Source organism: Streptomyces sp. NPDC049887 (assembly GCF_040656535.1).
Taxonomy (GTDB): domain Bacteria; phylum Actinomycetota; class Actinomycetes; order Streptomycetales; family Streptomycetaceae; genus Streptomyces.
In genome coordinates this window covers 237,697-260,474 of record NZ_JBFAMM010000009.1, presented here as the reverse complement: position 1 = coordinate 260,474, position 22,778 = coordinate 237,697, and the positions used below count along the sequence as shown (strand labels likewise).

The following is a 22,778-nucleotide window of genomic DNA, read 5'->3' as shown; positions in this document are numbered from 1 at the left end:
GTCGCAATCCACACCGAACCCGGAAGGCCCTCACCCGTTCAAGATCCCTCAGCCGAGATCTGGATCACCCGTCCACAACCTCCCCGGACAGAACAGCTAGGGCGTGTCGCGTCCCGGCAACCTCGGGGACCCTGCCCCGAAAGGATCCGCGAGCGGGCGCCTGGGCCCGCTCAGCGGGCCACCGGGCCGGTCCTGCCCCATTCCACCCGCAGGCCCTCCACCGCGTGTGCCGCATGCCGCGGCGGGTGGGCTGCCCGGCCGAGCACGAAGGCGTCCGTCGCCCTGTCCAGGACACCACCGGACGGGTCGTCCGAACCGTCCTGTCGCACCACGTCACGCTCGGGCATGAGGACGTCCCGCACGACCACGGCGCACAGGTAGAGCGTTCCCAGCAGGTGCACGGCGATCGCCAGCTGGTAGCCCTCCGGTGGCAGGCCCTGGTGCTTGTCCCCGCTCGTCGTGTACGCGAGGTACATCCAGATGCCCAGGAAGTACATGACCTCGCAGGCCTGCCAGATCAGAAAGTCCCGCCAGCGTGGCCTGGCCAGCGCGGCGAGGGGGATCAGCCACAGCACGTACTGCGGTGAGTAGACCTTGTTGGTCAGGACGAACGCCGCCACGACCAGGAAGGCGAGCTGTGCGAACCGGGGTCTGCGCGGAGCCGTGAGGGCCAGCCCGGCGATACCGGCGCACGCCAGCAGCATGAGCGTCGTGGCATAGGTGTTGACCGTGTCGACCTCGATCGACTCACCCGTTCGCTGCGTGATGATCAGCCAGAAGGACCCGAAGTCGACCTGCCGTTCCTGACTGAACGTGTAGAACTTCTTCCACCCCTCGGGCGCCGCCAGCATCACCGGCAGATTCACCACCAGCCATGCCCCCGCCGCGCCGAGGAGCGCCGTCCCGTACTCCCGGTACCTGCCGGCCCGCCAGCACAGCACCAGCAGGGGGCCCAGGAGGAGCACCGGGTACAGCTTGGCTGCGGTGGCGAGCCCGATGAGGATGCCGAAGGCCAGAGCCCGGCCGCGCGACCACATGAGCATCGCCGCCGCGGTGAGGGCGACCGCCAGCAGGTCCCAGTTGATGGTGGCGGTGAGGGCGAATGCGGGTGCCAGGGCCACCAGCAGTCCGTCCCACGGCCTGCGGCGATGGGTCCGCGCGACGCACACGGCGATGATCGCGGCGCAGATCATCAGCATGCCCGCGTTGACCATCCAGTAGATCTGCTCGCGGTGCTGGACGGAGCCGCCGGACGGGGTGAGCCAGGCGGCGACCTGCATGAACAGGCCGGTCAGCACGGGGTACTCGAGGTACTCCATGTCGCCGTCCAGCCGGTCGAAGTAAGGCACCAGGCCGTCGGAGAAGCCGCGTCCGAGGAACAGATGCGGGATGTCGGAGTAGCAGGCGTGCGTGTACTGCGAGCTGGTGCCCCGGAACCACGCCCAGTCGTAGCAGGGGATCTTCTGCACCATGCCGAGCGCGAACATCCCGATCGCGACCAGGGCGACGACCCTGACGGGCGTGAGCCGGCTGCCGCCGACCCGCGCCCACCGCCCGAGAGGGCCCCCGATCAGCTCACTGCCGGCGGCCGCGATCTCGTCCCTCCGCGTGGGGCTGACCCGCGCCTCGTCGTGCTGCGGCATCGTCTTCTCCGGGCTGGCCATGGAGCACATCCTGCCGTACGAGGCGGCCACCGCGTACGCCTGTGGACAACGGTCTGTGGACAACGGCGAGGGCCGTGGCACCCCGGAGTCGCCCTCCGGGTGCCACGGCCCTCTCGGCGTGTGCCGGGCGCGTCGTCAGCCCTCCGGTCCTCCCAGCCAGCCGCCGTCGCTGCCGTTTCCTTGGGTGCCGTTGCCGTTGCCGCCCGTGGGCGGTGACGGGCTGGTGGTCACACCACCGTCCGTGGCTCCGCCGTCGGTGGTGCCGGTGTCGGTCCCGCCGTTGGTCGGGTCACCGTCCTGGCCGGCCGTCGGGTCACAGGTCCAGTCGAACCGGTCACAGGACTCCGAGGGCTTCGGGGACTCGGACGGGGTCTCGGAGGGGGTCTCCGACGGCGTCTCGGAAGGGGTCTCCGACGGGGTCTCGGAAGGGGTCGGCTCGGGGCTGCTCAGCCCGCCGCCGTAGACGGCGTCGGCGTCGAGGGGCTCGGGCTCGGAGAAGCGCTCGACCTCGGTGCCCTTGAGCGCGTCCTCCATGTAGTCGTGCCAGATCTCGGACGGGAACGACGAACCGTGGATCTTCTGCTGACCACCCGTTCCGAACATCTCCAGGAACTTGCGGTTCTTGTTCTCCGCGTCGTCGTCCATCCGGTACATGTCGATGGCGGTCGCCAGCTGCGGTGTGTAACCGACGAACCACGCCGACTTGTTGCCGTCGGTGGTACCGGTCTTGCCGGCGACGTCACGACCCGGGAGACGGGCGTTGCGGCCCGTGCCGTCGGGGTCCTCGACGACGTCCCGCAGCACGTCGGTGACGTTGCTGGCGACGGCCGAGGAGAACTTCCGCTCCGACTTGTCCTCGTGCTTGAAGATCACCTTGCCGCGGTGCTCCACGTGCTTCACCGAGTACGGCTCGCGCTGCTCACCGTTGGCCGCGAAGGTGGCATAGGCGCCGGCCATGCGGATCGCGCTGGGGTCGGAGATGCCGATCGAGAAGGAGGGGACGTCGGACTCGACCAGCGAGTCCTCGCGCAGCCCGGCGTCCACCGCCGCCTCGCGCACCTTGTCGATGCCGACGTCCATGCCCAGCTGGACGAAGGGCGAGTTGGCGGAGTGGATCATCGCTTCGCGGAGGCTGATGTCCTCGTAGGACTCGTCACCGTCGTTGCGCTGCAGCCACTCCTCGCCCTTCTCGTTCTGCCAGACGCTGCCGTCGTACTGCTTGATCTTGAGCTTGTTGACGCCGTTGTACCGGCTCTTGTCCGGGTCGACGATCGTGCGCTCGTCCGGTCCCTGGACGGGTCCGGAACCGGGGTCGCGCACGCCGTCCCGCATGGCCGCGGCGAGCACGAACGGCTTGAAGGTCGAGCCGACCTGGGCCCCGGTCTTGTCCGCGTTGTTGGTGAAGTGCCTGGTCGCGTCCTCACCGCCGTAGATGGCGACGATCGCGCCAGTCTTGGGGTCCACGGAGGCGCCGCCGAACTGGACGTGGGTGTCCGTCTCCGGGCGCTTCTTCGCGTCGATGTTCTTCTTGCGGACGTCCTCGACGGCCTTGGTCAGCTTGTCGACCTTCTTCTTGTCGAAGGTCGTGTGGATCTCGTAGCCGCCCTTGGCGAGTTCTTCGGCGGTGATGTTCTGGTCGTTGTTGTTGATGAAGTAGGCCTTGGCGAGGTCGACCAGATAACCGGTCTGACCGCCGAGCTGCGCGTTCTTCTTCGGCTTCTGGGGCTTCGGGAAGACCTTGACGGCCTCCGCGTGCTCCGCGTCCGTGAGGTGCCCGTCCTTGCGCATCTCGCCGAGGATCCACGTCCAGCGCTTGGTGGCCCGCTCGGTGTTGGCCTTCGGCGTGGCCTTGGGGTCGATCTCCGTCGCCCCGGCGGGGTCGTAGTACGTCGCACCCTTGAGCAGCGACGCGAGGAAGGCGCACTCGCTCGCGGTGAGGTCCTTGGCGTTCTTGCCGTAGTAGGTGCGGGCGGCGGCCTGGATCCCGTAGGCGCCGCGGCCGTAGTACGACGTGTTGAGGTACCCCTCCATGATCTTGGACTTGTCGAGCTCGGTGCCGACCTTCATGGAGATGAAGAGTTCCTTGACCTTGCGGCTCAAGGTCTGGGACTGGTCGCCGAGCATGGCGTTCTTCACGAACTGCTGGGTGATCGTCGAGCCGCCCTGGGTCTGACCGCCCTTCGCCATGTTGACCACGGCACGGGCGATACCCATCGGGTCGATGCCCTTGTCGGTCTCGAACGTCTTGTTCTCGGCCGAGATCACCGCGTTCTGCATGTGGGAGGGGATGTTGTCGATCGAGATGATCTGACGGTTGACCTCACCGCCGGTCGCGGCCATCTGCGACCCGTCGGCCCAGTAGTAGACGTTGTTCTGCGCCTTGGCGGCCTTGCCCTGCTCGGGAATCCCCACCACCGCGTACGCGATGGTCCCGGCGGTCATCAGGCTGCCGAGGAACGCGAGGCAGAGGCCGGCCACGAGCTTCCACGACGGCACCCAGCGGCGCCAGCCGTACTTGTCGTGGCGCGGATAGTCGATCAGCCGCTTCTTCCCGGGGCCACCGCCCCGGCCGCGCCCCGGTCCTCCCGGACCGCCGCCACCGCGGCGGCCACCACCGTGACCGCCGATCCCGGCGCCGCCGGCCTCCGAGGCCCTTCTGCGACCGCCCCCACCGTGCTGGGCGGCGCGCCGGGCCGCGGCCCGGCCCTCGTACGGTTGCTCTTCTCCGTGCGGCGCGGAGGGAGAGCTGGTGCCTGCGCCCCGGGCCGCGCGGCGGCCGGTCGGAGACTGCTGGGCGGCGCGCCGGGCCGCGGCACGTCCGCCGCCCTCGGGCTGCGGCGGTTTGCGACGGTGCTCGCTCATCGAACGACTACTCCTCGAGCAGGCGCGAACGCCTGGAAGCGGCAGTTGAGATCGGTCCCCCCCGACATCAATACGGACCAGCCCGGCGGAGGGCTCATCCGCAATGCATCCAGGACGAGGACGCCTCCTGGCGTCACACGGTTCCCGGTGGTCTGCATGGCGCACAGACTACGCACGAACAAAAACCCCTGGGGCTGATAATTCACTCCAAATCAGGCAACTCACTTGCTGCGAATTGATGATGTGATGCCGGTCACAAGGGCCCCTCTTGTCGCAGCAGAAGCGTCGCTCTATCGTCTGGATGTATCGATTCGATACATCAGCACGGCATAACCATCCGGCAAGGCAGAGGAGGCGATCGATGAGCCGACGTTCCGGCATCCTCGAGTTCGCCGTTCTCGGCCTGCTCCGTGAGGCCCCCATGCACGGGTACGAGCTGCGCAAGCGGCTCAACACCTCACTGGGGATCTTCCGGGCCTTCAGTTACGGGACCCTCTACCCCTGCCTCAAGACGCTGGTCGCCAACGGCTGGTTGATCGAGGAGCCGGGCAGCGCTCCCGAGGACGCCCTCGCCGCCTCGCTCGCGGGGCGCCGGGCCAAGATCGTCTACAGGCTGACGGCCGAGGGCAAGGAGCACTTCGAAGAGCTCCTGTCCCACACCGGCCCCGACACCTGGGAGGACGAGCATTTCGCGGCCCGCTTCGCGTTCTTCGGCCAGACGGAGCGCGAGGTGCGGATGCGGGTGCTGGAAGGCCGGCGCAGTCGGCTGGAGGAGCGTCTGGAGAAGATGCGCGCCTCCCTCGCCCGCACACGAGAGCGCCTGGACGACTACACGCTGGAGCTTCAACGGCACGGCATGGAGTCCGTCGAGCGCGAGGTGCGCTGGCTGAACGAACTCATCGAGAGCGAGCGGGCGGGGCGGGACCAGCGACGGTCCACGGCCACCGGGGAAGCCGCTCGGCAGGACAACACATCTGGAGAGTCGGGCGGCCTGCCCCGGCACGGGGACGAAGCGTCCCCCGAGGGTGCCGCGGCGCGGCACCCCACCCCGCCGGATCCGTCCGAAGACACCACCAACTGAGACCCCGCGCCTGAGCAGGGTCTCGCACGAGAACACACAGGGAGCAGCCGGAATGGGTTCGGTTCGCGTAGCCATCGTCGGCGTGGGCAACTGCGCCGCCTCGCTGGTGCAGGGCGTCGAGTACTACAAGGACGCCGACCCGGGCAGCAAGGTGCCGGGTCTGATGCACGTCCAGTTCGGCGACTACCACGTCCGCGACGTCGAGTTCGTCGCCGCCTTCGACGTCGACGCGAAGAAGGTCGGCCTCGACCTCGCGGACGCCATCGGTGCCAGCGAGAACAACACCATCAAGATCTGCGACGTGCCGTCCACCGGCGTGACCGTCCAGCGCGGTCACACCCTCGACGGTCTCGGCAAGTACTACCGCGAGACCATCGAGGAGTCCGCCGAGGCTCCGGTCGACGTCGTCCAGGTCCTCAAGGACAAGCAGGTCGACGTTCTCGTCTGCTACCTGCCGGTGGGCTCCGAGGACGCCGCCAAGTTCTACGCCCAGTGCGCCATCGACGCCAAGGTCGCCTTCGTCAACGCCCTCCCGGTGTTCATCGCGGGCACCAAGGAGTGGGCGGACAAGTTCACCGCCGCCGGTGTGCCGATCGTCGGTGACGACATCAAGTCGCAGGTCGGCGCCACGATCACGCACCGTGTGATGGCGAAGCTCTTCGAGGACCGGGGCGTCGTCCTGGACCGCACGATGCAGCTGAACGTCGGCGGGAACATGGACTTCAAGAACATGCTCGAGCGCGAGCGGCTGGAGTCCAAGAAGATCTCCAAGACCCAGGCCGTCACCTCGCAGATCCCCGACCGGGAGCTCGGCGAGAAGAACGTCCACATCGGCCCGTCCGACTATGTCGCATGGCTGGACGACCGCAAGTGGGCCTACGTCCGCCTGGAGGGCCGCGCCTTCGGTGACGTCCCGCTGAACCTGGAGTACAAGCTCGAGGTCTGGGACTCCCCGAACTCCGCCGGAGTAATCATCGACGCGCTGCGCGCCGCGAAGATCGCCAAGGACCGCGGCATCGGCGGCCCGATCCTCTCCGCGTCCTCGTACTTCATGAAGTCCCCGCCGGTCCAGTACTTCGACGACGTGGCACGCGAGAACGTCGAGAAGTTCATCAAGGGCGAGGTCGAGCGCTAGTCCGGCACCGGACCGCGTACTCCGCCGTCCTCCCGCCCCGTCGAGAGTCCCCGTGGCATCTGCCCGGGGACTCTCCTCGTGTGTGACGCTTGCCCACATGCCTGTCGTACGTGATCTGCGCGTACTCCTGCGCCTGACGAACTTCCGCCGTCTGCTCGCCGTACGGCTGCTGTCGCAGTCGGCCGACGGCGTGTACCAGGTCGCGCTCGCCACGTACGTGGTCTTCTCGCCGGAGAGGGAGACATCCCCCGGAGCGATCGCCGCGGCCATGGCGGTGCTCCTCCTGCCCTACTCCCTCATCGGTCCGTTCGCGGGCGTCCTCCTGGACCGATGGCCGCGCCGGCAGGTCTTCCTCCACGGCAATCTCCTGCGGGCGATCCTCGCGTGCTGCACAGCCGTGCTGATGCTCGCCCCCGTCCCGGAAGGGCTCTTCTTCGTTTCCGCGCTCTGCGTCACGGCAGTCAACCGCTTCGTCCTGGCGGGGCTCTCCGCGGCACTTCCCCGGGTCGTCGACGAGGAGCGACTCGTCATGGCCAACTCGCTCTCCCCGACGGCGGGCACTCTCGCAGCCACGGCCGGCGGCGGCCTCGCGTTCGCCGTACGCATCGCCGGCTCCGGCTCGGACGCAATCGTCGTGCTTCTCGGCGCGACGCTCTATCTCTGCGCGGCTCTCGCTTCCCTCCGTATGGAGCGCGAACTCCTGGGCCCCGATCCGCAGTTGCTACAGCCTCGGCTCGGTGCGGCCCTGACCTCGACCGCCCGAGGGCTCGTCAGCGGACTACGCCATCTGGCTGCGCGACGAACCGCCGCCCAGGCCCTTGCCGCGATGACCATGCTCCGCTTCTGCTACGGCGCACTGACCGTGATGGTCCTCATGCTCTGCCGGTACACCTGGTCCTCCACGGAGTCACAGGGCCTGAAGCTCCTCGGCCTGGCCGTGGCACTCTCCGGCGCCGGATTCTTCGCCGCCGCCGTCATCACGCCCTGGGGGGTCGACCGGCTCGGCCACTACGGATGGATGGCGACCCTCGCAGGCACGGCCTCCGTTCTGGAACCGGCCCTGGGACTGACCTTCGCTCCCGCGCCGATCCTCATCGCCGCATTCGCCCTGGGGCTGGTCACACAAGGGTCCAAGATCACGACTGACACGGTCGTGCAGACCTCCGTCGACGATGAGTACCGAGGCCGTGTCTTCTCCCTCTACGACATGCTCTTCAACGTCGCCTTCGTCGGCGCCGCCGGAGTGACGGCGCTGATGCTGCCTCCGGACGGACGATCCGTCCCGCTGGTCGCCCTGCTCGCCGCGCTCTACGGCCTGAGCGCCGCGACCCTACTGCGCTGGCGCCGAACCGGAGCAAGCCCTTGAGGCCCTGGAGCCCCTGAACCCTCGAATCCCTGAAGCCTTTGGAACCCTGGAACCCTGGAACCCTGGAAAGGTGACGGGCGATGTTTCACGTGAAACATCGCCCGTTGACCCTCGACGCAGAGGCATGTTTCACGTGAAACATGCCTTCGCCAGCGATCAGCTCTCGCTCGCCCACCACTCCTTGAGCGCCGCCACCGCGTCGTCGTGCCCCATCGGCCCGTTCTCGAGCCGTAGCTCGAGCAGGAATGCATAGGCCTTCCCGATGACGGGTCCGGGGCCGACCCCCAGGATCTCCATGATCTGATTGCCGTCCAGGTCCGGCCGGATCGCGTCCAGCTCCTCCTGCTCCTGGAGTTGGGCGATGCGCCCCTCCAGCCCGTCGTAGGTGCGCGAAAGGGCGCTCGCCTTCCTCTTGTTGCGCGTGGTGCAGTCGGAACGGGTCAGCTTGTGCAGACGCTCGAGCAGCGGGCCGGCGTCGCGCACATAACGCCGGACGGCCGAGTCGGTCCACTCGCCGGTGCCGTACCCGTGGAAGCGCAGATGCAGCTCCACGAGGCGAGCGATGTCCTTGACCATGTCGTTGGAGTACTTCAGCGCCGTGAGTCGCTTCTTGGTCATCTTGGCACCCACCACCTCGTGGTGGTGGAAGGAGACTCGCCCGTCCGGCTCGAAGCGCCGGGTCCTCGGCTTGCCGATGTCGTGGAGGAGAGCGGCGAGACGCAGCACGAGGTCCGGCCCGTCGTCCTCAAGGGCGATGGCCTGCTCCAGCACGATCAGTGAGTGCTCGTACACGTCCTTGTGCCGATGGTGCTCGTCACTCTCCAGCCGCAGCGCCGGCAGTTCCGGCATGAAGTGTTCGGCGAGGCCCGTGTCCACGAGCAGCGCGAGCCCCTTGCGGGGGTTCGGGGCGAGGATCAGCTTGTTGAACTCATCACGGACCCGCTCGGCCGAAACGATGTCGATACGGTCGGACATCTCCTGCATCGCGGCGGTGACCTCAGGCGCAACCTCGAAGTCGAGCTGAGCGGCGAACCGTGCCGCACGCAGCATCCGCAGCGGATCGTCGGAGAACGAGTCCTCCGGGGTCCCCGGGGTACGCAGCACCTGCGAGGCAAGGTCCTGCAACCCTCCGTGAGGGTCGATGAACTCCTTCTCCGGAAGGCCGACGGCCATGGCGTTCACGGTGAAGTCCCGACGGACCAGGTCTTCCTCGATGGAGTCGCCGTAGGAGACCTCCGGCTTCCGTGAGGTCCGGTCGTAAGCCTCGGAGCGGTAGGTCGTGATCTCGATCTGAAAGCGCTGAACACCGTCACCGACGTGGCCGTCCTTCTGGCAGCCGACCGTACCGAAGGCGATGCCCACTTCCCACACGGAGTCCGCCCAGGGACGGACGATCTTCAGAACGTCGTCAGGACGGGCATCCGTGGTGAAGTCGAGATCATTGCCGAGCCGACCGAGCAAGGCGTCCCGTACGGAGCCACCGACCAGCGCCAGACGGAATCCGGCATCCTGGAATCGACGGGCGAGATCATCGGCGACCGGGGACACGCGCAGCAGCTGGCTCACGGCGCGGCGCTGCACCTGGCTCAGTTCGGTGAGGTTGTCTTCGTTGGCGTTCGGCACAACAGAAAAGGGTACGTGCACCTGCGGCCCTGCGGCGTCCCTGTTTCCCGCCCACCGGCACCGCCCTTCCGATCATGTGGAGCAGTCCCGAGCACTTCGCCACAGCGCACCTCGTTACCATGCGGGGACGCACCTAGCGACACCCACCAACGGCAAGAGACGACGAGGGACGGACGAGCGCGTGGCCGAGGCGGCAGAATTCCAGGGGATGGCTACCTCTCCTGCCCGCCGGTGGTTGCGGCGCGCAGCCGCCCTCCTCGCGGGAGCTCCGTTGCTCGCCGGTCTGCTGTATCTGCCGGCGGCACCGGTCACGCACGCCGCGGACAGGGCGAGCGAGGCCGACACCGTCGAGGTCGCGCTGAACAGCCTCTCTCCCAGCGTCCCTGTGAAGGACGACACTCTCACCATCTCGGGCACCGTCACCAACAAGGGCAAGAAGACCATCACCGACGCAGAGGTCGACCTGCGCGTCGGACCGCGTATGTCGGGCCGCCCTGACATCGACGAGGCCGCGAAGACCACCGGCTACACCCCGGGGGCCGACGCCAAGGCACTCGGCGGTCCGTACCGCGTCAAGATCGACCGGCTCGCCACCGGGATCAGCGAGGACTTCACCCTGACCGTCCCGGTCAGCAAGCTGAAGCTGGACGATGCAGGGGTCTACCAGCTGGGTGTCTCACTCTCCGGGCGGGCCGCCGGGGGGTACGACCAGGTCCTCGGCATCGAGCGCACCTTCCTCCCCTGGCAGCCGGAGGCCGTGGACAAGCGGACCCAGCTCACCTTCCTCTGGCCCCTGATCTCCAACACCCACCTCTCGGCGGAGACCGGATCGGACGAGCAGCAGACCCCGGTCTTCGAGAACGACGCGCTCGCCGCCGAGCTCGCGCCCGGGGGCAGGCTGGAGCAACTCGTCTCCCTCGGCAGTCAGCTCCCCATCACCTGGGTCATCGATCCGGATCTGCTCGCCACCGTCGATGCGATGACCCGGAACTACGAGGTCAGGACGGAGACGGGCGACACCGTGCCGGGCCGGAACCAGGCCGTGGCCAGGCAGTGGCTCAGCTCCCTGGAGCAGGCGGTCCAGGATCGCCCGGTCGTCGCGCTTCCGTTCGCCGATCCCGATCTGGCGTCCCTCGCACACCGCGGCAAGGACGTCTCCGGCTCGCTCAGCCATCTGCAGCCTGCGACGGCGGTGGCGGAGACGACGGTGGAGACCGTCCTCCATGTGAAGCCGTCGACGGACTTCGCCTGGCCTGTGGAAGGCGCCGTCGATCCGTCGATCGTCGACGTCGCCACGTCTGCGGGCGCCCACAACATCATCGCTCGCAGCGACAGCCTCAAGGAGACCGGATCGGTCTCGTACACGCCTTCCGCCGCACGGCCCATCGGGGGCGGCACGACGGCCGTGGTCGCGGACGCACGGCTCTCCAAGGCCTTCTACGGGGACCTGAGCAAGGCCGGTGCCTCCACTCTCGCGGTCCAGCAGTTCCTGGCCCAGTCACTGTCTCTGACGCACCAGGCGCCGGACGCCCAGCGCAGCATCGTGGTCGCTCCTCAGCGGATGCCGACGACAGGCCAGGCACAGGCCATGGCCCGGGCACTGCAGGGGCTGGCCGGCCAGCGCTGGACCCAGCCCCTGGACCTGATCGCGGCCGCCGAGGCCAAGCCCGACCCGAACGCCACGACCCGCGTACCGGCCGCATCCCAGTACCCGAAGAACCTCAGGGCCCGCGAGCTGCCCGTCCAGACCTTCCAGGACATCAAGAGCACGCAGGAGACCCTGGACTACTTCAAGGTCATCCTCACGTCCCCGGACCGGGTGGTGACCCCGTTCGGCAACGCGATCAACCGCGAGATGTCCACGTCCTGGCGCGGTAGGGCGGGAGTGGCCACCCAGTACCGCACCGGTGTGCAGAGCTACCTGGAGGACCTCACCACCGAGGTGCGGCTGATCCAGAAGTCGGCTCTGACCCTGTCGGGCCGCAGCGCGACGATTCCCGTGACGGTGCAGAACAAGCTGGTCCAGGGGGTCGACAACCTCGTCCTCCGGCTGAAGTCCTCGAACCCGACCCGGCTCAGGCTCGACGGCGGCAATGTGATCGCCGAGCAGCCCATCAAGATCAACGGCGGGCACAGCCAGTCGGTGAAGTTCACTGCGGCCGCAAACGCCAACGGTCCGGTTCAGGTCACGGCCCAGCTGTACACAGAGGACGGCAAGCTGTACGGCGGACCGATGACCTTCACGGTCAAGGCTTCCGAGATCACTCCGACCGTGATGCTTGTCATCGCCGGAGGTGTGCTCCTTCTCGTCCTCGCAGGCGTCAGGATGTACACCCAGCGCAAGCGGGCGGCGGCCCGGGAAGCTGCCACCGCGGGCGAAGCGGCTGATGAGGCCCACGACAGCGGAGCGGCCGACACCCCGGAGCAGCCGAGTGACCCGACACCGGACACCGGACCGGAAAGCGCCGACCCGTCGGGTGCGGGTGAGAAGGTGGACCGTTGAGCGATGTCGTGGCCGGCGGGCCGGACGATGAGGTGGGGTAACCATGAACGCGCCGTACGACGGTGACCGCGGGCAGGGCGCGGACGGCACCGCGCCCTCCTCGGGCGCTCCGTACCCCTCACACGGCCCTCAGCAGGCTGAGCAGCCTTCGGCGGCGGCCCAGGTGCCGCCACAGGCCGGCGAGGCGTCCGACGACCCGTACATCCAGGACGCGTACGACCACGATCCGTACCGGTCGCGTGATCTCTCGGCCCAGGATCCCGTGTCGGAGGCGCTCTACGACCGCGCCGCGCACCCCCCACCGCCGCCGGGCAGCGCTCAGCAGCCCCAGCCGCTGTACCAGCAGCCCCCGGCTCAGCAGCACGCTCCCGACCCCCGGATCTGGGCCCAGACGCCGCCGCCCGAGCCGGACGGCCCATCGCGTCATCTGCCCTACGGTGACGATGCGAGGACCGTGCAGTTCACCGGCGTGGACGACCTGGTGACCAGGGCCGGTGAGGAGAAGCCGGAGCCCGACGCGTTCGCCCACCTCTACCGGGACCAGCAGACCACGGGGCGCACCACGGCTCCCGCCGAACCGGCGCGGGAGCCGCAGCCCGCCCCCGCGCCGGCGCCCGCCGCCAGGAAGGGGAGCGGGGGCCGGGCCTCCAGCCTGCTGAAGTCCAGCGCCGTCATGGCCGCCGGCACCATGGTGTCCCGCCTCACCGGCTTCGTCCGCAGCCTGGTGATCACCGCGGCACTCGGCGCCGCGCTGCTCGGCGACGCCTACACGATCGCCCTGACCCTGCCGACGATGATCTACATCCTCACGGTGGGTGGGGGACTGAACTCGGTGTTCGTCCCGCAGCTCGTCCGGGCCATGAAGAACGACGAGGACGGCGGGGAGGCATACGCCAACCGGCTGCTGACGCTCGTCATGGTCGCCCTCGGCGCGATCGTCCTCATCGCCGTGTTCGCGGCCCCACTGCTGATCAAGGCCCTGTCGCCGACGATCGCCGGCGACCCCCCGGCCAACAGCGTCGCCGTCACGTTCGCCCGCTTCTGTCTGCCCACGATCTTCTTCATGGGTGTGCACGTGGTCATGGGGCAGATCCTCAACGCCCGCGGCAGGTTCGGCGCGATGATGTGGACGCCGGTCCTCAACAACATCGTCATCATCTTCACCTTCGGCCTGTTCATCTGGGTCTATGGCAGCTTCGCCGAGTCGCAGATGAGCGTCCGGACGATCCCGCCGGAAGGCGTGCGGCTGCTGGCCATCGGTACCCTGCTCGGTCTCGTCGTCCAGGCGCTCGCGATGATTCCCTACCTCCGAGAGACGGGTTTCCGCTTCCGCCCTCGCTTCGACTGGAAGGGCCAGGGCCTGGGGAAGACCATCAAGCTCGCCAAGTGGACGGTGCTGTTCGTCCTCGCCAACCAGGCCGGTGTGCTCGTGGTCACCCAGCTCTCCACCGCCGCCGGTGCGGCGTCCGGCAAGGACGGGGCGGGTTTCCTCGCCTACTCGAACGCCCAGCTGATCTGGGGCATGCCTCAGGCGATCATCACCGTGTCGGTGATGGCGGCCCTGCTGCCGAGGATCTCCCGAGCCGCTCACGACGACGACCCCGGCGCGGTCCGCGACGACATCTCCCAGGGGCTGCGGAACTCGGCGGTCGCGATCGTGCCGGTCGCGTTCTCCTTCCTGGCACTGGGCGTCCCGATGTGCACCCTGCTGTACGCGTCGGCGGGCACCGAGGCGGCCCGCTCGATGGGCTTCATCCTGATGGCGTTCGGCCTCGGTCTGATCCCCTATTCGGTCCAGTACGTGGTCCTCCGCGGCTTCTACGCCTACGAGGACACCCGCACGCCCTTCTACAACACCGTGATCGTGGCCGCGGTGAATGCGGCCGCCTCGGCGGCCTGCTACTTCCTCCTTCCGGCCGAGTGGGCCGTGGTCGGCATGGCCGGCTCCTACGGCCTCGCGTACGCGGTCGGCGTCGGAGTCGCCTGGCGGCGGCTGCGGAACAGGCTGGGCGGCGACCTCGACGGCACCCACGTGGTGCGTACTTACGCCCGGCTGTGCCTGGCATCCGTGCCGGCGGCCGCCGTGGGTGGCATCGTGGGCTACTTCGTGCTGAAGGCCCTTGGCGAGGGCGCGCTCGGATCGCTCGTCGCACTCGTCGCGGGTGGTGCGATCCTGCTCGGAGTCTTCTTCGTCGCGGCCAGAAGGATGAGAATCCAGGAGCTCAACACCCTGGTCGGCATGGTGCGCGGCCGACTCGGTCGGTAGGGACCGGCCGTCCCCGCACAACCATCGTCCGCCACCGTGTGTCGTGCATAGCGGCGGACTGTGGGCACAATTGGCATGGCTGTTGGATTTGGCGCAACGGATGGGGAGGCAGGGAACGACGGTGGCGGAACGTAGCACGGCTGCCGTCGACGTGGCCGACAACAGCGGTGACGACCCGCTGGCCGCCGAGGCGGACAAGGCCGCGACCGACGGGGAGGCGCACGCCGACGAGGCGACGGATCAGGGCGTTCAGGACGCGGGCGGCGAACGGAAGACCCGGGAGCAGTCGGCCATCAGCGCGCCCGAACTGCACAGCGGTCACAAACTCGCCAGACGATACCGCCTCGAAGAGTGCGTCACCCGTCTGGACGGATTCAGCAGTTGGCGTGCTGTCGACGAGAAACTGCGCCGCGCCGTCGGCGTGCACATTCTGCCTGCCGACCACCCTCGGGCTCGGTCCGTGCTGGCCGCGGCCCGGTCGGCGGCTCTGCTGGGCGACCCCCGTTTCGTGCAGGTGCTGGACGCCGTCGAGGAGAACGACCTCGTCTACGTCGTGCATGAGTGGCTGCCCGACGCGACCGAGCTCACCGCGCTGCTCGCCGCAGGGCCGATGGAGGCCCATGACACCTACCAGTTGGTGAGCCAGCTCTCCCAGGCCATGGCAGCGGCCCATCGGGAGGGTCTCGCTCATCTGAGGCTCACTCCCGGTGCCGTACTCCGCAGTTCCACGGGCCAGTACAGGATCCGCGGCCTCGCCGTGAACGCTGCTCTGCGCGGCATCAGCGCCGACCGGCCGCAGCGGACGGACACCGAGGCGATCGGGGCTCTGCTGTACGCCGCGTTGACTCAGCGCTGGCCCTACGAGAGCGACGCGTACGGCCTCTCCGGGCTTCCCAAGGGCGTTGGGCTGATCGCTCCCGATCAGGTGCGTGCCGGCGTCCACCGCGGGCTGTCCGAGCTGGCGATGCGCGCCCTGGTCAATGACGGGGCCACCGCGTCCCGCCAGGAGCCGCCCTGCACGACTCCCGACGAGCTTGCCAAGGCAGTGGCGGCAATGCCCCGGATCCGCCCGCCGGAGCCGGCCTTCACCGCCCCGCCGGATTACCAGCGCACCACGTACCAACAGGGCACATACGGCCGTACGTCGGCCCACCCCGGCGGCGGCATGTCGCAGCCGGTGGTGGTCCCGCCGGCGCCGCTGGAGAGCCGCACCGGCAAGCTTCTGAAGTGGACGGTGTCCGCCCTGCTCATCGCCGCACTGGGACTGGGAAGCTGGCAGATCGCCGACAAGCTGCTGGACAACCGGAGCCCCTCGGGGGGCGACCCCAAGGGCGCGACCCAGACAGCGGGCGGCGACGACAAGGACGACAAGCGGCCCGCCTCTCCGGGGAAGCCGCTGAAGATCACCGGTGCGACGGAGTTCATGCCCGGCGGTACGGGGATCCAAGAGGACCAGGTACCCCTGGCCGTGGACGGCAAGCCGGAGACCGCGTGGATCACGCCCGAGTACCTGGGTTATCCGAACTTCGGAAACCTGCCGCAGCGCAAGGACGGCAGCGGAATAGTCGTTGATCTTGGATCCGTACAAACCGTCACGGGGTTCGACATCGCCATGTCCACCAGCGGGCAGACGATAGAGGTGCTCGCTGCCGACGAGAACGCATCGAGTCCCACGTCCCTCGGCGATTTCTCACATCGGCTCAGCCAGTCCGAGAAGGTCGGCGAGCAGGTGAAGAAGACGCTGGAACGTCCGACGCGCACCCGGTACGTGCTGATCCACCTGACCGAGCTTCCCGCGGCAGGCTCATCGGACCGTTACAGGGGCGGAATCTCGGAGATCAACGTCCTGGGCTGATGCCTGCACGGGCCGGCGCACCGTCGCCGGTCGTGTTCGCGGTGGCTGGGGAGGGGAGGCGGCGATGGAGGACCACACGCTCGGCAACGTCAGTGACCAGGATTTGCTGGCCCGCCACGTCGCCGGGGATCCGGATGCCTTCGGTGAGCTCGTACGGCGCCACCGCGATCGGCTCTGGGCGGTGGCCCTGCGCACGCTGGGGGACCGGGAGGAAGCCGCGGACGCCGTACAGGACGCCTTTGTCTCGGCCTTCAGGGCTGCCCACACCTTTCGGGGGCAGTCCGCCGTGACGACCTGGCTCCACCGCATCACCGTCAATGCCTGTCTTGACCGGGCCCGCAAGACGGCGTCCCGCAAGACCTCGCCGGTGGACGACACCGAGCGGCTGGAGCAGCTCCTCGAGCCCCATGAGTCCGCCGAGGCACCCGCAGAGCGCCAGGATCTCCATCGCGAGCTCCTGGCCGCGCTCGCCACGCTGCCCGTCGACCAGCGTGCTGCGCTGGTGCTGGTCGATATGCAGGGATACCCGGTTGCGGAGGCGGCCCGGGTGCTGGACGTCCCGACGGGCACCGTGAAGAGCAGATGCGCCCGCGGCCGGGCCCGCCTGGTTCCTCTGCTCACGCATCTACGCGGAGACACGAGGGATAGCGGCGTCCCCGACGGGGGAAGGAACCGGACGCCTGGGGCATCCGTCCCACCGGCGACCGGAGAAAGGGACGCAGGGCCGAATGGTCCTGCTGCTGTGAAGGGCGGAGGTGGACGCACGTGACCTCCACGACCGGCACGGCTCAGCACCCGGACGTGTCCGAGATCGCCGATCTCGCCGAAGGGCTTCTCCCGCCGACTCGCCAAGCGGTCGTGAGGAAGCATCTCGAAGGCTGCGATCTGTGTACAGACGTACGTGCCTCGCTCGAGGAGATCCGCGGCTTGCTCGGCAGCCTGCCCGGCCCGCAGCGCATGCCGGCCGACATCGCCGGTCGTATCGACGCGGCATTGGCGGCCGAGGCTCTGCTGAACGCCACTGCCCCGGCTGATGAGCCGACCGATGTTTCACGTGAAACAGCGACCACGGCACAGCAGCACCCCGACAGCTCGGCGTCCGATCGCCCCGCCGGACACCCTCGTGCGGCCGCCGGGCCGGGCCGTGCCCCCTCTGCTCGTCGGCGGCGGCGTGTCACCGTGGTCACTGCCGCGTTCAGCGCTGCCGCAGTCGGTCTGAGTGTGGTGCTTCTGCAGACTCTCGGAGGCCCGAGCAACGACACCTCCGAGAGAAAGGCTGACGCCGTCGCGAGTCCCGCATCGGGCGGTCATGACTTCACGGCAACGACTCTGCCGACACGAGTGCACTCGCTCCTCTCCTCCGAGGGGGCTCGCAAGGACTCCGGGAGCTGGACGGCGACCGGCCCCCGAGTGGAGAAGGACACCTCCGTCGGCGCGGAAGCCACCCCCTTGCGCTCTCCGGCCGTTTCGGTGCCTCCCTGTGTCCAGAAGGGCACAGGTCGCACTGATGCGGCGATCGCGGTCGATCGGGGTACTTTCGAGGGCACACCGGCCTTTCTCCTGGTGCTGCCGCACGCCGAGGACTCCTCCCGGGTACAGGCCTATGTAGTGGCGGCGGCATGTGTGGAAACCGCCCCTGCAGACAGGGGCGAGCTGCTTCTGACCCGTGCCTACGCCCGCCCTTGAAACAGCCTCCGTGCCGCTCGTCCCTGGCGGGAATGCATGCCCCTTAGGATCCGTTGGGTGGGGTGAGAGTCGTTGACCGGCCCCAGTAGGCAGTAGGCAGTCTGCAGAGACGAGGAAGAAACCCGTGAGCGACGTCCGTAACGTGATCATCATCGGCTCCGGGCCGGCCGGCTACACGGCCGCGCTGTACACCGCGCGTGCGTCGCTGAACCCGTTGGTGTTCGAGGGCGCCGTGACCGCCGGCGGCGCGCTGATGAACACCACCGAGGTGGAGAACTTCCCCGGCTTCCGCGACGGGATCATGGGCCCGGATCTCATGGACAATATGCGGGCACAGGCGGAGCGCTTTGGTGCTGAGCTGGTCCCGGACGATGTTGTCGCCGTCGACCTGGCGGGCGAGATCAAGACCGTGACGGACACCGCCGGTACGGTGCACCGCGCCAAGGCCGTCATCATCACCACCGGTTCCCAGCACCGGAAGCTCGGCCTGCCGAACGAGGACGCCCTCTCGGGGCGCGGCGTTTCCTGGTGTGCCACCTGTGATGGCTTCTTCTTCAAGGACCAGGACATCGCGGTCGTCGGTGGCGGCGACACCGCGATGGAGGAAGCCACCTTCCTCTCCCGCTTCGCCAGGTCCGTCACCGTCGTCCACCGTCGTGACAGCCTCCGTGCCTCCAAGGCCATGCAGGAGCGCGCCTTCGGCGACCCGAAGATCAAGTTCGCCTGGGACAGCGAAGTGGCAGAGATCCACGGCGATCAGAAGCTCACGGGTCTGACTCTGCGCAACACCAAGACGTGCGAGACGAGCGAGCTGTCGGTCACAGGACTGTTCATCGCCGTCGGCCACGACCCTCGCACCGAGCTCTTCAAGGGGCAGTTGGAGCTGGACGAGGAGGGCTACCTGCAGGTGGATGCTCCGTCGACGCGAACGAACCTCACCGGCGTCTTCGGCGCCGGCGACGTGGTCGACCACACCTACCGGCAGGCCATCACCGCCGCGGGTACCGGCTGCTCCGCCGCCCTGGACGCCGAACGCTTCCTCGCTGCCCTCGCGGACGAGGAGAAGTCCGCCGCAGCGGCCGTCTGACACCCTCGCGATCCCACCCCACCCTGCAAGCTAAGGAGTCCACCGTGGCCCTCAAGACCGTGACCGATGCGACCTTCGAAGAGGAAGTCCTCAAGAGCGACAAGCCTGTGCTCGTCGACTTCTGGGCCGAGTGGTGCGGGCCGTGCCGCCAGATCGCCCCTTCGCTGGAGGCCATCGCTGCCGAGCACGGCGAGAAGCTCGAGGTCGTCAAGCTCAACATCGACGAGAACCCGGCCACGGCCGCCAAGTACGGCGTCATGTCCATCCCGACGCTGAACGTGTACCAGAACGGTGAGGTGGCCCAGACCATCGTCGGCGCCAAGCCGAAGGCCATGCTCGTCCGTGAGCTGGACGCCTTCATCGGCGATGAGGTCACAAAGGCCTGACGCCTTCGTTTCACGTGAAACACGAATGGGCCAACCCCCGGCGGGTTGGCCCATTCGGCGTCTCTGCGTCCGTCGCTCTGCCAGGACACCTACAGCGGTCGCAGAGCCGGCTCCTTCTGGACCGCGCCCAGCAGCCGGTCGAGGGCCAGCTCCACATCCTCCTTCCAGGAGAGCGTCGTACGCAGCTCAAGCCTCAGCCGAGGGTGGGTGGGGTGCGGGCGAACCGTCTTGAAGCCCACCGCCAAGAGATGATCGGCCGGCAGCACACAGGCGGGCTCGGTCCAGCGGGCGTCCCCGAATGCCTCGATCGCCTTGAAGCCCCGACGAAGCAAATCCTTGGCCACTGTCTGCACCATCACTCGCCCCAGTCCCTGCCCCTGGTAACCGGGAGTGATCCATGCGGTCATCAGCTGCACGGCATCGGGGGACACCGGACTGGTGGGGAAAGCGGTCGAGCGCGGAACATAGGCGGGCGGGGCGTAGAGCACGAAGCCGACGGGCACATCGTCGACGTAGACGACACGGCCGCACGATCCCCACTCGAGCAGGACGGCCGAGATCCAGGCCTCCTTCTCGAGCTCGGGTCTGCCGGCCTTTACTGCTGCTTCTCCACTGACTGGATCAAGCTCCCAGAAGACACAGGCTCGGCAGCGCTTCGGGAGGTCTGAAAGGTTGTCCAGCGTGAGCGGGACGAGCCGACGGCCCATGAAGGCTGTTCCTCACTTCCTTCGACTGCCGCGCCAAGAGCAGAGGACAGCGCACTCCGCTCCAGGAGCAGGCTGCCGATGAATCCGCCGACCGCGCCAATGCCCAGTCCGGCTGTCAGTAGGTGGCCGCGGCTCACCGATCGCATGGCTCGCCTTCCTCTGAGATGGGTCAAGGTGGATGCGCCATACCAGAACGCATCGTATCCACCCAGCGGGGACACGCCTACTGTGAGACGGCAAAGGGCGGACCGTGTCCGCCGAGTACCGGACACGATCCGCCCTGATGGCTGAGGCGAGGCTCAGGCCTCCTGGTCCGCGGCCTCCTCGGAGAGTCCCTTCTCCATGACCCGCCCCTCACCCGGGGCGAGAGTGCCGAGGATGCGGTCGAGATCCTCCATCGAGGCGAATTCCACGACGATCTTGCCCTTCTTCTGGCCGAGGTCGACCTTCACCCGGGTCTCGAAGCGGTCAGAGAGACGGGATGCGAGATCGTTGAGCGCGGGAGACAGGCGTGCACCGGCGCGAGGGCCCTTGGACTTCGGTGTGCTCTTGGGGCGGGACCCCATCAGGGTCACGATCTCTTCCACGGCTCGCACCGAGAGGCCCTCGGCCACGATGCGGTGGGCCAGCTTGTCCTGCTCCTCCGAGTCCTCCACCGAGAGCAGTGCCCTGGCATGACCGGCGGACAGCACGCCGGCCGCCACCCGGCGCTGCACGGGAGGGGAGAGACGGAGCAGTCGCAGAGTGTTGGAAACCTGAGGACGCGAGCGTCCGATCCGGTCGGCCAGCTGGTCGTGGGTGCAGTTGAAGTCCTTCAGCAACTGGTCGTAGGCGGCAGCCTCTTCCAGCGGGTTCAGCTGTGCCCGGTGGAGATTCTCCAGAAGCGCGTCCAGCAGGAGCTTCTCGTCGTCGGTTGCACGCACGATCGCAGGGATGCGCTCGAGGCCCGCCTCTCGGCAGGCTCGCCAGCGGCGCTCTCCCATGATGAGCTCGTACCGCTCGGCTCCCAGTTGCCGTACGACGACCGGCTGAAGAAGCCCCACTTCCTTGATGGAGGTCACCAGCTCGGCGAGCGCGTCCTCGTCGAACACCTCGCGCGGCTGCCGGGGGTTCGGGGTGATGGCGTCCAGCGGCACCTCGGCGAAGTGCGCACCGGCCGAATTCGGCTCGGAAAGGACCTCCGCCTCCGGCTCGGCCACACGCTGCTCCGGGGCGAGAGGGCCGGCAGGGAGTGTGGTGACCTTTGCCGCGGCCACACCCCGGTCCGTCGTCAGGACCGGGGAGCCTGCTGCCGCCTCCGAAGAGTCCGGCCTCTCCTGTGGAGCTGCCGGGATCAGCGCACCGAGCCCACGCCCCAGACCTCTACGTCGCTCGCTCACTGGATCCCCTCCGACAAACTCTGCTGGCTGTTCTGGCTGAGCACATGGGCGGGATGGGCCTCATAGTGGATCCCCACACCGCGCAGCGCGATCTCACGGGCAGCCTCAAGATACGACAGCGAGCCGCTGGAGCCCGGGTCGTAGGTGAGAACGGTCTGCCCATAGCTGGGCGCCTCGGAGATGCGGACGGATCGCGGAATGCTCGTTCGCAGCACCTCATCGCCGAAGTGGCTGCGCACCTCCTCCGCGACCTGGGAGGCGAGTCTGGTGCGACCGTCGTACATGGTGAGCAGAATCGTGGAGACATGGAGCGCTGGGTTGAGATGTCCACGCACCAGATCGACATTCCTCAGAAGCTGCCCCAGCCCCTCCAGCGCGTAGTACTCGCACTGGATCGGGATCAGCACCTCGGCACCTGCCACGAGCGCATTGACGGTCAGCAGGCCGAGCGACGGTGGGCAGTCGATCAGGATGTAGTCCAGCGGCTGTTCATAGGCCTGGATAGCTCGCTGCAGTCTGCTCTCCCGTGCCACCAGGGACACCAGCTCGATCTCCGCACCGGCGAGATCGATGGTGGCCGGGGCGCAGAAGAGCCCTTCGACATCCGGGACGGGCTGGACCACGTCGGAGAGCGGCTTGCTCTCGACAAGGACGTCATAGATCGAGGGCACTTCGGCGTGGTGGTCGATACCCAGGGCTGTGGATGCGTTTCCCTGCGGGTCGAGGTCGATCACAAGGACACGCGCACCGTGCAGCGCCAGCGAGGCGGCAAGGTTGACCGTCGTCGTCGTCTTGCCCACCCCGCCCTTCTGGTTGGCGACGACCATGATGCGCGTCTGCTCAGGTCGGGGGAGACCCTCACCGGCACGACCCAGAGCCTCCACCGCCAGTTGGGCAGCACGACCAATGGGGGTGTCGTCCATCGGCGGCGGTGTTTCACGTGAAACATCCTCCCCCGCCGACTCGGTACGGGGACCAGGGACCGGATCGGTCATCGGTCCCGCGATGTTGGCGTCGGACCGCAAGGATTCACTCTCCTCGACTTCAGGCTCGCGATGAACAGAGCCTGCCATGGTTTCGGGGTCCCGAACCAGCGAGGCCGGTGGTTCTGTGGAGAATTCCACCTCTGTGGACAAGTCAGTAACCCTCGCGAGCGGCTTGCGGTCACGCGGCGCGGC

At 68.1% G+C, this 22,778-nt stretch carries 16 protein-coding genes; 10 read left to right on the top strand and 6 right to left on the bottom strand.

Annotated features, from left to right (window positions below):
• Positions 1-170 precede the first annotated feature (170 nt).
• Both AB0J10_RS14510 and AB0J10_RS14505 read right to left on the bottom strand, forming a co-directional pair.
• A complete protein-coding gene (locus tag AB0J10_RS14510; RefSeq protein WP_363061366.1) occupies positions 171-1,664 on the bottom strand; it encodes a glycosyltransferase 87 family protein in 1,494 nt (497 codons plus the stop codon).
• A 135-nt stretch (positions 1,665-1,799) separates the two neighbouring features.
• The gene (locus AB0J10_RS14505; RefSeq protein WP_363061364.1) at positions 1,800-4,526 is read right to left on the bottom strand and encodes a transglycosylase domain-containing protein; all 2,727 of its coding nucleotides are present in this window, start codon (positions 4,524-4,526) and stop codon (positions 1,800-1,802) included.
• 361 nt (positions 4,527-4,887) lie between these two features.
• On the opposite strand from AB0J10_RS14505, the gene AB0J10_RS14500 reads away from it, so the two are divergent.
• From AB0J10_RS14500 to AB0J10_RS14490, 3 genes are all read left to right on the top strand, one after another.
• Entirely contained in the window at positions 4,888-5,607 is a 720-nt protein-coding gene (locus AB0J10_RS14500; protein ID WP_363061362.1) for a helix-turn-helix transcriptional regulator, read from the top strand.
• 52 nt (positions 5,608-5,659) lie between these two features.
• Positions 5,660-6,742, top strand: coding sequence for an inositol-3-phosphate synthase (locus AB0J10_RS14495; RefSeq protein WP_269729470.1), 1,083 nt, complete (start codon positions 5,660-5,662; stop codon positions 6,740-6,742).
• Between the two features lie 97 nt (positions 6,743-6,839).
• The gene (locus tag AB0J10_RS14490; RefSeq protein WP_363061360.1) at positions 6,840-8,108 is read left to right on the top strand and encodes an MFS transporter; all 1,269 of its coding nucleotides are present in this window, start codon (positions 6,840-6,842) and stop codon (positions 8,106-8,108) included.
• 156 nt (positions 8,109-8,264) lie between these two features.
• Here AB0J10_RS14490 and AB0J10_RS14485 read toward each other — a convergent pair whose 3' ends face one another.
• Positions 8,265-9,731: a CCA tRNA nucleotidyltransferase gene (locus tag AB0J10_RS14485; protein WP_363061358.1), complete on the bottom strand. Its 1,467-nt coding sequence runs from the start codon at positions 9,729-9,731 to the stop codon at positions 8,265-8,267.
• A gap of 181 nt (positions 9,732-9,912) precedes the next feature.
• Between AB0J10_RS14485 and AB0J10_RS14480 the strand changes: the two genes are divergently transcribed.
• The 7 genes from AB0J10_RS14480 to trxA all read left to right on the top strand — a co-directional run bounded on the left by AB0J10_RS14480 (position 9,913) and on the right by trxA (position 19,514).
• Positions 9,913-12,234: a DUF6049 family protein gene (locus tag AB0J10_RS14480; RefSeq protein ID WP_363061356.1), complete on the top strand. Its 2,322-nt coding sequence runs from the start codon at positions 9,913-9,915 to the stop codon at positions 12,232-12,234.
• A gap of 43 nt (positions 12,235-12,277) precedes the next feature.
• A complete protein-coding gene (gene murJ / locus AB0J10_RS14475) occupies positions 12,278-14,500 on the top strand; it encodes a murein biosynthesis integral membrane protein MurJ (RefSeq protein WP_363061354.1) in 2,223 nt (740 codons plus the stop codon).
• 121 nt (positions 14,501-14,621) lie between these two features.
• A complete protein-coding gene (locus AB0J10_RS14470; protein WP_363061351.1) occupies positions 14,622-16,355 on the top strand; it encodes a protein kinase family protein in 1,734 nt (577 codons plus the stop codon).
• Positions 16,356-16,419: 64 nt separating this feature from the next.
• Positions 16,420-17,124, top strand: coding sequence for an RNA polymerase sigma factor SigM (gene sigM / locus AB0J10_RS14465; protein ID WP_363061349.1), 705 nt, complete (start codon positions 16,420-16,422; stop codon positions 17,122-17,124).
• Positions 17,121-18,041 (top strand): hypothetical protein, encoded by a 921-nt coding sequence (locus AB0J10_RS14460; protein WP_363061347.1) that lies wholly within the window; start codon positions 17,121-17,123, stop codon positions 18,039-18,041. The genes sigM and AB0J10_RS14460 overlap by 4 nt, the downstream gene beginning before the upstream one ends.
• A 124-nt stretch (positions 18,042-18,165) precedes the next feature.
• Complete coding sequence (gene trxB / locus AB0J10_RS14455; protein WP_363061345.1) at positions 18,166-19,128, top strand: thioredoxin-disulfide reductase; 963 nt, start codon at positions 18,166-18,168, stop codon at positions 19,126-19,128.
• Between the two features lie 44 nt (positions 19,129-19,172).
• Positions 19,173-19,514, top strand: coding sequence for a thioredoxin (gene trxA, locus AB0J10_RS14450; RefSeq protein WP_093655607.1), 342 nt, complete (start codon positions 19,173-19,175; stop codon positions 19,512-19,514).
• A gap of 89 nt (positions 19,515-19,603) precedes the next feature.
• Here trxA and AB0J10_RS14445 read toward each other — a convergent pair whose 3' ends face one another.
• The 3 genes from AB0J10_RS14445 to AB0J10_RS14435 all read right to left on the bottom strand — a co-directional run bounded on the left by AB0J10_RS14445 (position 19,604) and on the right by AB0J10_RS14435 (position 22,673).
• On the bottom strand, positions 19,604-20,221 hold the full coding sequence (locus tag AB0J10_RS14445) for a GNAT family N-acetyltransferase (protein ID WP_138054205.1): 618 nt from the start codon (positions 20,219-20,221) through the stop codon (positions 19,604-19,606).
• Positions 20,222-20,520: 299 nt separating this feature from the next.
• Positions 20,521-21,600, bottom strand: coding sequence for a ParB/RepB/Spo0J family partition protein (locus AB0J10_RS14440; RefSeq protein WP_363061342.1), 1,080 nt, complete (start codon positions 21,598-21,600; stop codon positions 20,521-20,523).
• A complete protein-coding gene (locus AB0J10_RS14435; RefSeq protein WP_363061398.1) occupies positions 21,597-22,673 on the bottom strand; it encodes a ParA family protein in 1,077 nt (358 codons plus the stop codon). The genes AB0J10_RS14440 and AB0J10_RS14435 overlap by 4 nt, the downstream gene beginning before the upstream one ends.
• Between the last annotated feature and the right edge of the window lie 105 nt (positions 22,674-22,778).